Genomic DNA, 13,701 nt, shown 5'->3' on the forward strand with positions numbered 1-13,701 from the left:
AAGTCACCTTTTTATTATTCCAAAAATTGTTCCGTTCTTGACTATTCCTTCATCTCCACCTCTAAACATTTGATAGTGCAATTCAATGTAAGAAGAATATTTAGAGTAAAATTCTTCCTTTGATAAACCCATTCTCTCCCTTATGTCTTTCAAAACTGCAATACCCATAGGATTCTTAACTTCCTCAAATATCTTATCAAAATCTATGTTTGAAAATCCCAATTTCTGAAGAATTATATCTAATTTTTTATTTATTTCGTTTAATATTGTTATAATATCTCCATTTTCTTTAGTTTCTTTTTTCACTTCTTTATTTAATGACGATTCTTCCGTTCTAGCTTCATTATCTAATAGTTCTATAGTATAACCATTTCCCTTTTTTGTAATTTTTATCTTACCTTCATTTTCTAGGTCATCTAATACATCAGAGGCCCATTTTACTTTTGATTTAGCTATGCTACCGCCATGATTTCGTAGATATTCAATGAGTTTACTCTTCTTGTTTTCCATAATAATAAGTATTACATCAGAGTTTTTTTATTTTAATGGTGGTAAATCACTAGTCTTTTTGAAAAATTTATAGGTAGTATTATCAAATTGAATTATACGAGATTTAGTTAAAGCTTACAAGAATGGGAATAACGTATTAAAGAGAGAATTATTGCAGTTAAGCAGCACATAGCTAACGGGAGAGATAGAAGTTGCATGAGTCCTGAACAAAAGTATATTCAGCACTAATGCCTTTACGTTCTGGAAGGGCGAAAGTTACCTCCCAGAGGGCTCATCATTCCCCTCATCGATTCGTTAGTATTTTGGAAAAGTTCTTGGACTATGATTTAGTGGTATATCCTTAGATTAGGGCTATAAACTTTTGAAAGTACTAACAAAGCACTCAGTCCGTCTTTAATTCTACTCACAAGTTAGGAGTATTTTTAATCATACAATCCTATAAGAGAATATGATTAGACTGGTAGCTATCTACGGTAGTCTTGAAAGGGATATTGACGTTTTAATAGTTGTAGATAAGTTAGACGAGTTGTTTAACGTATTTGAATCTATTTTACCTTTAAAACCATTAGATCTTCACATCCTAACTACAGAAACATTTAATTACTTAATTCACGAAGATCCATTTTACGTAAATGTCGTAGTCAACGGAAAGATACTTGTAAAAAATATGAAAATAAACGTAAACGAGCTTAAACAAGAGGCTATTAAGAAAGCAAAAGAATTAGTCGAAAAATTTTGCGAGGAGGACACTTATAAATCCTTTATGTCCTTAGTTTACTATTACCTTATATCGTTGGGCATCTTTCCTAAGGATGTCTACGAAGCATCTAAAATTTTAGGGTATAAAAATATTAAATATGCACAAATATCTAAAGAGGCATTATGTAGTAAGTTCTCTGCAGGAAAAAATTTCAGCTCCACATCCACAAAGATAAATTGATGAATATTTTCCTTTTCTCTTTCTTAATTGAATTAATAGATTCTTAGCTCCTAGAATAGCCGATGTTATTTCCTTCGGTATTACTAAGTAAAAACTTCTTTCTTTCTCATTATTATTCTCATTAAATCTTAATAATTCAATCAATTTCTTATGTTTATCATTCTTAGGATCAGCAATTAGCGGAATATAACCGTCTATTTTACCAATAATTTCTTCACATATCGAGTTATTATCCTTAATTTCGTTTATATTTTTTAATTCTACAACTCCTATTTTATTATCATTTATAAATATAAAATCTCCATGTTTTAACCTCGATTTTACTTTCAACTCTCCTTTTTCGATATCAATTATCGCGTTAGCATTATCTATTTTTAAGCAACATTTATTTTCACATATTTCTACGAATCTGCTGCTCATCTAATAATCTCCCAATAATTGATATAATTTTATAACCGACTTCGCTTATGGTAGGAATATTTTCAAGTAAATCCACTCCTTTCTTTTCAGTAACCTTTCCGTCTTTAACCAGGTAAATTCTTATATTCACGCTCTTCTCGTGAGGTACTTTAGCCTCTTCCTCGAAAACGTTACTCCAGCCAAAATATTGAAGCGCTGAAAGAATGAGAAGTATAACATCACTATGAGTGGTTATTACAACTTGATGCTTTTGGGCAAGACCGTAAAGATAAAGTGCAACTTTTATCTGTTGTTCTATATTAAGTTGAGATTCTGGCTCTTCAATTAAAATTAAACTCTTCTTTCCGTCAGCTACCATTAATTTAATTACTGCTAGGTCATTAAGACTAGATGAGGATTTTTCTGGAGTGTACTCATCTATTAAGATTTTATCTTTTTCACTTTTTTTAATATTTACGTCTATAAAGGATAGAAACGAATCCTCTGCCTTACTCTCTAACCCTTTCATTAACCAATAGTATAAACTTCTGATACTGGGATTGAATGAAGTAACATCATTTAAAGTAAGCAAAGCTAATGCCCTTCCGTAGGCTGCATACTTTACTAGAGGTATATTTAAAGTCTTTGCTGATAAGTTTAGGATTTTTGTAAACAATTTAATAGAGTAATTAGTCAGAGATGAAATAAGTTCTGAAGCCAATATAGTTTGGCAAGTTCTATCTTCTTTTTTTGCGGAAACCCTAATATTTATCTTACCAGTCTGAAAAGATATTTTTATTACATTAACGCAACTAGTGGAATACGGATAATAAGTTTCTTCATTCAAAGTTTGGTCTCTTAAAATCTCTTTTACGATATCTTCCATTTTGAGAGGAATATCTACTTCAGCGTTACTAGTTAAGTAACTTAAATAATATTGTGATAGAGTTTTAATAGAAATCAAAAACTCTTTCTCAACGTCTAGAGTAAGAGTTTCTCCCTTTTCTTCACTTGCAAAGGATATCAACTTATCTTGAAGTTGACGTACAAAGATTTTTGACAATTCTAGATTATTGGCCTCGTCAAAAAAGGCCAACTTAGAATAAATAGCCTTAAGGATGTAAGACTTGCCTGCCTTTGGAGGTCCAAATAACACCGTTAGATCAGAAATCGCAACCTTAGAATCAGTTATAGGACCTAAACTTTTTATTAACAGTTCCATTACAAGAATTATTAAAAATCTAAGTAATATTTTTAATGACTTATTCATGGACAATTAAGGCTCCATTATGAATTGGAATAATTAGCATTTATCGGGGAAATATTCAATTAAATTATCGCGTAAACAAAACTGTATTATGTGTAGCAGTTTACGTATTTCCCTCATCGTTTAAATAACTTTTTGATTCCTCCACCTCTTTGATAAATTCTTTTTATCAACCTAGAGAGCCTCTTAGCTCCTAGGTTCAAACCTAAGGAATACTTGAAGAAAAAGATGAAAAAGAAAGAAAAGGTCTTCAAGGTCACAAATTAGAATTTATTGAAAAAATTAAGTAAGTGTATTTCCTCAACACTTAACGGTAATTAATCCGAACGTTTCAAATGAAATTATTGACCTACTCATTTCATGAACTAAGAAAATTCTTAAATCCTAAAATATCTTTTCTAAACATACATGAGCTTTGTTAAAATTGACGTTAATTCACTTAACTCTTATCAACCATTAATGGTCATTTCTCCTACAGGATCCGGAAAGACATCTTCCATTATAAAGTATGCATTAAAGCAGAACGTTTATAGCAGAGTAGTCTTTGCTTTACCTACTAAAGCTGCAATTAGAGAGATCTTTAATAAAATTAAAATGTACACTGAAGATGTAGGAAGAGACGATAGTGATGCTAGGTTAGAAGAGAATTTTAATTCTTCAGAAGTTTGGAAGAGGAGAATTGTAGTAACTAGTTATGAAAGACTCTTATCAGAATTAATTTCAGATCAGGATAATTTTATGAATAATCTCATAGTTATTGATGAAGCACATTTACTTTTGAGTGAAGGGAGAAATTGTACTCTCCAAGAGATCCTAGCTTATTATACCTATTTAAAGGAAAAAATGAGAATTAATGTAGTTCTTTTGAGTGCTACAATGCCTGAAGTTGATGAACTCTCACAATATTTAGGAGCTAAAGTTATATGCATGAAGGAAAGACCAGTAGATCTTGAAATAAGAAGAATTAGACTTAAGAAACAAGGTAGGGAGAATTACTATTTAAGCAAGGCACATGCGTTCATTGATTACGTTAAAGAAGGAAATTTAGATTTAAATAAATATAAACAAATTCTAGTTTATACAAATACTAGGAAATCTGCAGAAGAAATAAGTCTTCTTCTTGAGAAATATTTAGGTTTTCCTTCTACTTATCATCATGCAGGTTTGCCTTTGGAAAGGAGAAAAGAAATAGAAAACGATATGAGAAGTGAAAATAATAAGTATAAAATAATAGTTTCAACAGATACTCTAGCAGTAAGTATAAACACTAATGTTGACGTAGTAGTAATGTTAGCTTTAAAGAGATTTGCAGGAACAAAAACTTTTGTTGAACCTTCTACAATAAGTCAAGTAATTGGAAGGGCGGGAAGACCAGGATATTCTGAAAAAGGTTTAGCTATAATATTTGAAGAGAACGACGAAGCAAAAGTTGTGGATAAGGCATTAAAGAAAGATTACGGTAGAGTAGATGAACCAATAGATTACGCTCAAACAGTATTGAGATGGATATATACTAGGAAAGATCCTTATTTACTTTCAAAATACGGATTTAGGTATAGTCAAGGAAAAGTTAAAGATGCTATGGTTTTTCTTGAAAATATAGGAGCTATAGAAAATCATGAAGTTACATTGATTGGTAAGATATTTGCTACGGAAATGGTATCTAAAATAGGAATGAATTTACTTAAGATTATCATGAAATTTGATAAAAAAATGGAAAAGGAAAATCCTCTTTCAAGATCAATACTTTACTCTTTTTCTTATTCTTTCATTGTTGATGGATATTATAATAAAAGAGTAAACTTAGAAATTTTAAGGGAAAGATCTCCAATAATTTTAAGTTATCTAGGCAGAATAAAAGGAAAATTAAACGATTATTCCTTCCAAAGAATAGGAATAAAAGTAGAACCAGAAGAATGGTTTTATTACGCATTAACTACGCCTCAAAAAATTTTTACTGACGATATAGCCGAGAGTTTAAGGAAATCGTCTGAAATAATTTCTAGATTAGCCGAAAATTCTCTAATAGATAGAAAACTAGTAGAACCCTCGAATTTTATAATGAGGCTAATGCGGTCTTATAGGCGTTTAATAAGAAATAAAGGAGACGTAAACGAATTTTTGTATTTTGCTCTTTCTAATTATAAAAAACTATCAAACGATGAATTCTTAGATAGAATATGGATAAGTAGTAAAGGAATATGATTCAGTTTATTAATTTTTGAGAATCTATTTCCCATAAATATAAAGTATACCCTAGATTTGCCGTTCCATTTATATCGTTAAATTCCATTCCTACTTGGATTCCATCAAGATAGTATTCACAGCTAGTAATATTGTTAAAGATTTTTCTTATCCACGAAAATTCATTCTTAATAATAAAAGATAATGGAATACTTACATTCCCTTCTAATTCTTTTTGAGAAACATAGTAAACTCCTATCCATCCATCTGCAGATCCAGTATGAGGTAAAATATAGACGTTAAAGTTATCAATAATCTTCGTTCCGTTAACTATTAATGTTAATGGAATATTCCCAACTCTAATGAAGGGAGACGTTAAATTCTCCTCGTGGTAAAGCCATATCATTAGTTCTATGTCAGGATATTCTAGGTATGTGGTATTTGGATTTTGAGATAACCATATGTCGTAAGAGAAGTCATCAATAATTCCTATATTATTATATAGATGAAAACTCAGTGTTGATGAGAAATTAGATAATGAACTCACTCCTATAGGTAAATAAATGCTATTTTCAATTGTTTTTCCAGCAAAAGGAAACCAGCACTCCTGACCATACATTAATCCAGGATATCCATCAACTCCTATTTTAGGATTTATTTTCTCAAAACTATTTAATGCAACATTAACGTAAAGAAACTTGTTATAAGTCATATTTACTAAACCTTTAGCGTATTTCATATTCCATAAGAAAGGAGAAATGAAAACAGAAGAATTTGAATAATAAATTTCACCGATGGAATACGCTGAATCACTTTGATATTTACCTATAATGCTCATAGAATATATCTTAGAAAAATTATCTTGAGCAATGGATTGAGCAGTCCTAGAAATTTCATAAAAAATAGGAAAACTAAGAATTATTAATATAATAATTAATGTGCCGAATATTTTCCTCATAATATAATGTCCGTAATAATGTCTATTTAAAGTTTTCTTTAAATAATACGTTGTGGATCGCTTCAGAATTATACAAAAATTTTTAAGTAATTATGCAGAGTATTACCCATGGAAAAGAAGAACACTAGGGATTGGAGCAAGTACGATGAGAACGTGGTAACTAGATACAAGCTAATGTTCCCCTTCTACGTCTTCGAACACCTGTGGGAATTACTCCAGGAAGAGAACAGGTATGCTAAGACCAAGTACAAGGCACCAAAGGAGTTCAACGACTAGCATTCCTACACTTGTTCTTACCTTACAGAGTAGAAGGAGTATTAAGTGCTAGTTGAAATGAAGATAATACCGACAAGCCTAGATTAACAATATGGGAAAGGGTAAGAAACATGAATATTAATTTCCCTGAAGCGAGTGACGAACTTGAAGTAGCTGATGGTACTGGAATAAGCACAACAAGGGGAGGACAATAGTAGCAAAGTGGGGCAAAAGGAGGGATTCAAAATTCATTAAGATTGAAGTAGTTATGGAGAAGGACGAGTTCAAGATAGTAAGCGCTGAGGTGACGAGTAATGAGGCCGAATCTGCTTCAAAGTAAAGGACTTGAAGGAAAAGGGTAAGGAAGTTAAGAGGTTCTAGGTAAGGCTTATGATACTAACGAGATTTATAATCTTGGTGTTGTTGTTCCTCCTAGGAAGAACGCTTTAGGCGTGGTCATCCTGCTAGGCGTAAGGCTGTGCGCGAGTTCAAGAAGTTGGGTTATGAACGTTGGCGGGATGAGAAGGGTTAGTTAAGGTGGTTGGTTGAGTCCTTGTTCTCAGCGGTTAAGCATTTGGTGAGTCTGTTAGGGCTACGAGTTTTGCTGGTCAAGTTGTTGAGGCTAAGCTAGTTTGGCTTATGCTTGGATGATGTACATGGCCAACCTTGTTGTTGGTCGAGCTAAGGGCTTTGAGGTCAAGAAGTAGTATAGTAAATTATTTAGGAGAGATATTATTTTCTATAGAAAACATATTTTTACTGTATCATCCTATTGAAATATATTGAACGAACCCACAAAGCAATGTATATAAAAGTATTTTTAAGCACTATTCTCATTCTAGTGCAGATTAATGTATCATTTACCTTCCTTTTCCTTATTTTTCCTTGTTCTTTGATAGGTATTATTATAATATCAATCTCATAATACTAACAATATTAAAGATAATATCTTTTTAAATTTATATAATTTTAATGAAAGTGGTAAATAGGATAAAATCTCCAAAATACTTTTAACTTACAATTATAAGGAAATTATCATGGTAAGAATAAAGAAAAGCGATGGAACTTACGAAGATTTCAACGAAAATAAGTTATATAATTCTATTATAGCCTCTGGAGCTTCTCCAGAGATAGCACATGACATAGTAGAAGAAGTGAAGAAAAAATTGAAGGAAGGAATGTCAACAGACGAAATTAGAAGAGTTGTTCTAACTAAATTGAAAGATCTTGATCCTAATGCTACAGAAGCGTGGAAATTCTATGATAGAGTAGCTAAGGGAAGAATAACTTTTGAAGATGGTAAAGCAATAGTAGTAGATAAGGGGCACTTATACTTAGGTAAGAAGGTTAAGGAAGTAAATGGAAAAGGACTTTCCTCTTCCGAAGAGGTTAAAGATATTATAGAAGAGCTAAAGGACGATTTAGACTATGGTATAAGCAGAGCTACGATAAACGCTAGATTATATGCTCTATTTATGGCGGTTTTAAAAACTACTCATATGCAAAAGGACGAAAAAGAAAAATCTATACAATTAATAAATAATTTTAGAGAAGAATTAGGATGGAAACCTTATGAACTTAAGTATCCATTAACATAAATACCTTAAACCAAAGATTTCTATGCTAACCTAATTTTATCCCTTAAAAAAATTGTTAATGAATATCTTATTTTCTTATGTTTATAATTACGTTTATTTAAAAATTAAACTTACTTGAAATATATATTACTGAAATATTAAGCTATTCAAGTTCTATTGTTAATTGCGATATCCTAGATTTTAATTAAGTTAATTTGATAGAATAACTTCCAGTGTATAGAAAGTCTAAAATTAGTAAATATAATTTAATTAGAAAATATTTAATATTAAATTCATAAACCAACATATTTATGCTATTAAAATACTATATGAGACGTTTATTATCTAAGAATATAATAGAGAAAGAAGATTTTAATTACTAAATACGGTTATTTAAATGTGCAAGAACTTCCTAAACCGTGGTTCAATCTAGAAGCTTATAAGAAAACCAGACTTGAAGAGGCTAAATTTGAGGCTAATTTAGCTGAAGAATTTGTTAAAGAAGGACTCTTGAGAAATGCTGCAGGTAAGGCTTTTCAAGCGTGGAAAGCGTTATTGGGAGCCTTATTAACTGACAAAAGAGAAGATTTAATCAAAAAATATTCTGGTAAAAAGAGACTAAAAGGAAGAAAAGAAGTAGCATACGCTGATTGGTTAATAGCTATAGTTCCTACTTCTTATATGGAGGAATTATCATTAATGCTAGGTCGCGATATAAATTTGGTAAACAAGTTAGCTTTAGCAATTCATGAATATCAATATAATGGTACCGATAAGGATGCAATACTTAGCCCATTTAGAAATGATGATATAGCGAAAGAAAACATACTTAACCTAATAGGTGAAATTAAGTCAATACTCGGAAAAATAGAGGAGAAGATTTAGTTTTATTAAACACGTTATAATTAGTGCGAATTTATTTTAAATATAAATTTTAAAGTTAATTCTAAAAAACTTTTTGTTAATACTAATATTCCGGCAATCAGAAGTAAAATGAACGATATACCGAAAAATCCAAATAGATTGTCCACGAAAATCCTTGCAATTCTACGCTACCTTAAAAAGTTTAAAAATTATCTTAACAAGAACGAAGATATTATGACAATAAAGAATATCTCTTAGATACAGATAATATTCAATCATGGAAAAATAACTAACAAAGCTTTCACAATAGACATATCACAAAGCAAATTAACACAATAAGGAGAACTAACAAAACAAGGAAAATCTATATCAATAAAAGAAGTGAAAGAATTCTTCAACAACGAATAGAATAACTAGTAAAATTCCTTGGAGATTACAAGGGATAATGGAGGCAACTAGTTCATACTTCTACTATATGAAAAACGCAAAAAGGATATACAACCACCGAGTCTAATGAATTTGAACTTTAGGATAGTAATTTATAATCTTTATACTTTCTCTATATAAGGATTTTTAAAAAATATTTAAAAATATGTTTAAAAAAATATTTATATTAGGAATTTCAATATGAAAAACGAAGTTTCAATAGAACAAATTTCAATAATAGTAAGAGAAATTTTAGGTAAAGAGGAATTAATAAAGCTGTTACCAAGAATAGATCCTACTACTCTCACTATAAATACAAACTCACCAGAAGCCGATGGTGGCTAAAATTATGATTTATATAGTTGATGCCGATAGTCTAAGAAGTAATTCTATTCCTAATGATTTCAAATTGATAGCTATAAATATAGAAAATTTCATAAACTATAGTAATGAAATGGAAGAATTACTAAAAAATAATAGAATATTTAAGTTATATATATTGTTTGATGATAATAATATTATTAATTTTAATACTTATGATAATTTATCAAAATTAAAAGATACATTAATTAAAATTTCAAAAATAAAAACTTTAAGTGGATTTAAAAATGAATTTGTTTTTATAATTTCGCAGAAATATGATATTGAAGTCATTAGAAGAATATTGTTCTTATCGGAATTTAGATTATATAATTTCGCTATTTTTGTAATTAATCTGAAATCAATAAAACAATATGATCTAGAAATGCTCCTAACTTCAGATATAATAAACAATAATCTATCCGAAGTTGTACTAGTAGACGACAAGACATTTTGGCCAGGCAGATATTTCAGGTTTATGAAACAAATATCTAACGAGGAATATCTTTTCTATAAGAATCCATTTTATGCTGAATTTAAGGGTAGACTCTCAGATATAATTTCATTAGAAACTCTTAAAAAAGTTTATCAATATTATGATTCAGTAGGACTTATTGATAGTTTTAGATATTGGAACTTTAAGGGAATAGTAATAGAACTTACCTACAAATGTAATTTCTCTTGTGATCATTGCTATGTAAGTTCGTCTCCGCAAAGAAGTGAGATATTAGAACTTAATAAAATTTATAAAATTCTAGAAGAAGCCTTAAACTTACCATTTATAGATAAGAAAGTTCATATAGCTGGAGGAGAAGTAACATTATTTTGGAATAAATTAGTAGAGTTAATTAAGTTTTCAAAGTCTTTGGGATATATTGTAACATTGGTAACCAATGGAAGCTGGGCTCTAAATGAAAGTAGAGTTAGGGAATTAAAAGAATTGAAAGTCGATGAGATCGAGTTAAGCCTTACACCATATCATTTAAAATTCTGGAATAGCAAAGATAATATTTTAAAAATATTATATAACTTAAAGAAATATAATCTAAATTTTTTCATTAGATATCTTACGAGTAAATCAAATAATATAAATGATTTATATAAACTTCTAGGGAATGAGCTTTTAGGAATATCTGTAATTTCTTCTCCAGTATTAAGATTAGGAAACGCCTTATCAAAACTTCCAGCCAATGAGTTTTACGGCAATGATAAACTGCCTATTGGAGCTTGTTTTGACTCCTTAAATTTAAGTATAACTCCTAATGGAGTATATCCTTGTTGTAATGGCTCTGAGATCACCAAATATGGCAGACTAGGTTCTCTAGACGAATCCTTAAAAAACATTCTGAATAGAAACTATTTCTTGAGACTGCTTACATTAATAGGGCCTTCGAGGTTATTAAAAGAATTGAAACTGGATTATAAATATAGAAACAAAGAATATACTAGCATTTGTGAATTATGTAATGAAATATTAAATAATGACGAAGTTTATAATAAATCATTAGAGTTAATTAAAGGAAGATTGAGGTGATTTAAAATAATTGAAGTTAACCACGTTTTTAAGTCCTTTGATGGTAACGTAGTTAACGAAGATATGAATTTCAGATTTAATCGAGGAATCTTAGTTATTCTAGGGCCTAACGGTGCAGGTAAAACTACATTATTAAGGCAAATTTATGATGACCTGAAGCCAGATAGAGGAGAAATCCTTATAGATGGCTTTAAACCTAGCGATAAAAGGGCTAAGAGGCTTTTAGGGATAATGCCTCAAAACGCGGAGCCGATTTTTAACCTCACGGTATATGACCACATTAAGTTCTTTGCAAAAATAAGAGGAATTAAAGATGTTGATAGAACGACTAAGGAGATAGTCAAACTTTTCGATCTCGATCCTAGGAAGAGGGTTAACGGTTTATCTGGAGGACAGAAGAGGAGAGTAATGTTAGCATCCGTTCTAGCCCTAAACCCAAAATACTTGATCCTGGACGAGCCCACTGTAGGGCTAGATCTAGAATCAAGACACATAACTCACGATATATTTAGGGAGTTGGCTAGTGAAGGGAAAGGCATAATCTTCACCACGCATTATCTGGAGGAGGCTGAAAAACTGGCGGAGAGAGTGATTCTTTTCAGCAGAAAGGTTCTCTTTGACGGTTCAAAGGAAGAGCTTATGAGGAAAGTATTTAGTGAAGATATTTACGTAGTTAAAGTAGGGGATAAAGAGCTCTTCATAAAGAAGGAGGAGATAAGCAAGTATATTTGCTTTAATGATATAGAGATAAGGAGGCCTACGTTAGAGGAGTTATATCATGAGTTTCTCAGAAAGAGCAACTGAATTTAAAACACTAATAGAACTCTTCCTTAAAAGGAACGGAAGGGTTAGGAATGTAATTAACATGCTCTTTAGTGACGTGATATACCCCTTAGGCCTTTACTTCAGTATTTCAAAGCTCATTTCACCTAATGAGCTAAGCTACTTTTTATCGGGTCTTTTAGTTCTCTTCACTACGACATATATTATGAATTTCGTTTCCGCTTGGCTTGGAATGGATAAGGCATATCAATACTATCCTATAATACGTTCTTTAGGGCCTTCAATACTGGAATATAGCTTGGCTTTGATAGTCGTGATATTAATCACTTCAATGCCCGGTGTAATAGTAGTAGCTTTGATCATATTTAAGACTATATCCTTACTTTTACCAGCTCTTCTCGTAGTTTTGACCTCTGCACTTGTGTCTGGATTTATTTCAGCCTTTCTTGTTATAACAATTAACGAGTACACAGTAACTACTGTGTTTACCGGTATATTCTCCTACGTAATTTCTGTCTTCCCGCCAATATTTTATCCATCATCACTACTTCCCTCACCTTGGAATTTAGTTCTTAACTACATTTATACTGCTAAGGCTGCAGATTCTTTAAGAGCATTATTACAAGGTGACTTAGTAGCGTTCTTCTCTTCTTACTATGTTCTGTTAATATATCTATTAGTGTTAATTTTAGCCTTCGTTACATATCTAAATAACAGAAATTATAGATTATAAAATTAGTTTTTAATAAAAAATTATCTTTTTGTTAATGCCAATATTCCAGCAATCAAGAGTAAAATAAACGATATACCGAAAAATCCGAACATAATCGGTAATGAAAATAGGGCTGCCAAAATTAATAATATTCCAGCAATTAGTCTACTGCAATTATTAACAATAATGAACCGATTATACCTAAAACTTGATAAGTTTCCATTTTTTATCCCTCTACTATTATTTTACCATACATTCCCATCTGTGCATGACCTGGGTAAGTGCATATGTACCAATATGTTCCTTCTTGATTTAGAGTAAAAGAATATCCGTATTCATAAGCATAACCAGCTGAATAATTTGCATAATGTAACAACGGCATCATAGTAATGAATCTTCCAGACGTGCCGGACCCCATCATTCCAGGTCCCATATTTGACATCATGACATTATAAGGGTACGGAGGAGGAACGTTAGTTACTACAAAATTATGAAGCATATTATCGTCCAAGTTTATAACAGTTACGTGAATTGAAGCTCCTGCAGGTATTACTAAAGTAGGATTAATTAAACCGAAAATTACGAAAACATCATGATGAGCATACGAAGGAGGAAATTTTCCAGTAAGATTCTCTGCTCTTATATGTCCCATAGTATATACTACCAAATTAATATTGCTAGAAGTAAAAACTATGGTGTTATTAGAAATACGAGCATAAGACGGAATATCATGAATCTCATTATCTGCATTATTTATGCTAATTTGAGCGTAACCATTAACCACGTTCCTATTATAGATCAAGGATCCTGCAAAATAATATGCTACAAGAAAACCTACAATAATTAAAATAACAATAATATACGCTTTTTTCATATTTTCCTACTATATTTTCAGCATCTTCTTTTATAAACTTTTCTTGTTTTTAATAAAA

13 protein-coding genes and 2 pseudogenes are annotated in these 13,701 nt (G+C 30.8%); 9 read left to right on the forward strand and 6 right to left on the reverse strand.

Features of this window, described 5'->3' with window-relative positions; genetic code table 11:
- Positions 1 to 3 precede the first annotated feature (3 nt).
- Positions 4 to 510: a hypothetical protein gene (locus tag DFR85_RS19690; RefSeq protein ID WP_110269762.1), complete on the reverse strand. Its 507-nt coding sequence runs from the start codon at positions 508 to 510 to the stop codon at positions 4 to 6.
- 448 nt (positions 511 to 958) lie between these two features.
- On the opposite strand from DFR85_RS19690, the gene DFR85_RS19695 reads away from it, so the two are divergent.
- Positions 959 to 1,450 (forward strand): hypothetical protein, encoded by a 492-nt coding sequence (locus DFR85_RS19695; protein ID WP_110269763.1) that lies wholly within the window; start codon positions 959 to 961, stop codon positions 1,448 to 1,450.
- Here the strand turns inward: DFR85_RS19695 and DFR85_RS19700 are convergent.
- From DFR85_RS19700 to DFR85_RS19710, 3 genes and pseudogenes are all read right to left on the reverse strand, one after another.
- Complete coding sequence (locus DFR85_RS19700; RefSeq protein WP_110269764.1) at positions 1,391 to 1,870, reverse strand: hypothetical protein; 480 nt, start codon at positions 1,868 to 1,870, stop codon at positions 1,391 to 1,393. The two genes, DFR85_RS19695 and DFR85_RS19700, sit on opposite strands and share 60 nt — an antisense overlap.
- The gene (locus DFR85_RS19705; protein ID WP_168367105.1) at positions 1,842 to 3,071 is read right to left on the reverse strand and encodes an ATP-binding protein; all 1,230 of its coding nucleotides are present in this window, start codon (positions 3,069 to 3,071) and stop codon (positions 1,842 to 1,844) included. Before DFR85_RS19705 ends, DFR85_RS19700 begins: the two co-directional genes overlap by 29 nt.
- A gap of 161 nt (positions 3,072 to 3,232) precedes the next feature.
- Positions 3,233 to 3,379: pseudogene (locus tag DFR85_RS19710) on the reverse strand (ISNCY family transposase); the annotation flags it as partial.
- A 145-nt stretch (positions 3,380 to 3,524) separates the two neighbouring features.
- Here DFR85_RS19710 and DFR85_RS19715 point away from each other — a divergent pair.
- On the forward strand, positions 3,525 to 5,321 hold the full coding sequence (locus tag DFR85_RS19715) for a DEAD/DEAH box helicase (protein WP_110269766.1): 1,797 nt from the start codon (positions 3,525 to 3,527) through the stop codon (positions 5,319 to 5,321).
- Between the two features lies 1 nt (position 5,322).
- Here DFR85_RS19715 and DFR85_RS19720 read toward each other — a convergent pair whose 3' ends face one another.
- Positions 5,323 to 6,258, reverse strand: coding sequence for a GH12 family glycosyl hydrolase domain-containing protein (locus tag DFR85_RS19720; RefSeq protein WP_110269767.1), 936 nt, complete (start codon positions 6,256 to 6,258; stop codon positions 5,323 to 5,325).
- 108 nt (positions 6,259 to 6,366) lie between these two features.
- On the opposite strand from DFR85_RS19720, the pseudogene DFR85_RS19725 reads away from it, so the two are divergent.
- The 7 genes and pseudogenes from DFR85_RS19725 to DFR85_RS19755 all read left to right on the forward strand — a co-directional run bounded on the left by DFR85_RS19725 (position 6,367) and on the right by DFR85_RS19755 (position 12,790).
- Positions 6,367 to 7,220 (forward strand): annotated as a pseudogene (locus tag DFR85_RS19725) (transposase).
- Between the two features lie 330 nt (positions 7,221 to 7,550).
- Complete coding sequence (locus DFR85_RS19730; protein WP_110269768.1) at positions 7,551 to 8,111, forward strand: ATP cone domain-containing protein; 561 nt, start codon at positions 7,551 to 7,553, stop codon at positions 8,109 to 8,111.
- Between the two features lie 378 nt (positions 8,112 to 8,489).
- On the forward strand, positions 8,490 to 8,975 hold the full coding sequence (locus tag DFR85_RS19735) for a PaREP1 family protein (RefSeq protein WP_110269769.1): 486 nt from the start codon (positions 8,490 to 8,492) through the stop codon (positions 8,973 to 8,975).
- A gap of 606 nt (positions 8,976 to 9,581) precedes the next feature.
- A complete protein-coding gene (locus tag DFR85_RS19740) occupies positions 9,582 to 9,725 on the forward strand; it encodes a hypothetical protein (protein ID WP_162582634.1) in 144 nt (47 codons plus the stop codon).
- A 4-nt stretch (positions 9,726 to 9,729) separates the two neighbouring features.
- Positions 9,730 to 11,274, forward strand: coding sequence for a radical SAM protein (locus DFR85_RS19745; RefSeq protein WP_162582636.1), 1,545 nt, complete (start codon positions 9,730 to 9,732; stop codon positions 11,272 to 11,274).
- A gap of 9 nt (positions 11,275 to 11,283) precedes the next feature.
- The gene (locus DFR85_RS19750; RefSeq protein ID WP_281351086.1) at positions 11,284 to 12,078 is read left to right on the forward strand and encodes an ABC transporter ATP-binding protein; all 795 of its coding nucleotides are present in this window, start codon (positions 11,284 to 11,286) and stop codon (positions 12,076 to 12,078) included.
- Entirely contained in the window at positions 12,053 to 12,790 is a 738-nt protein-coding gene (locus DFR85_RS19755) for a hypothetical protein (protein ID WP_110269772.1), read from the forward strand. Before DFR85_RS19750 ends, DFR85_RS19755 begins: the two co-directional genes overlap by 26 nt.
- Positions 12,791 to 12,995: 205 nt before the next feature.
- Here DFR85_RS19755 and DFR85_RS19765 read toward each other — a convergent pair whose 3' ends face one another.
- Positions 12,996 to 13,643, reverse strand: a complete 648-nt coding sequence (locus DFR85_RS19765) for a plastocyanin/azurin family copper-binding protein (RefSeq protein WP_110269773.1) — start codon at positions 13,641 to 13,643, stop codon at positions 12,996 to 12,998.
- Between the last annotated feature and the right edge of the window lie 58 nt (positions 13,644 to 13,701).

This window comes from Acidianus brierleyi (assembly GCF_003201835.2).
Lineage (GTDB): Archaea > Thermoproteota > Thermoprotei_A > Sulfolobales > Sulfolobaceae > Aramenus > Aramenus brierleyi.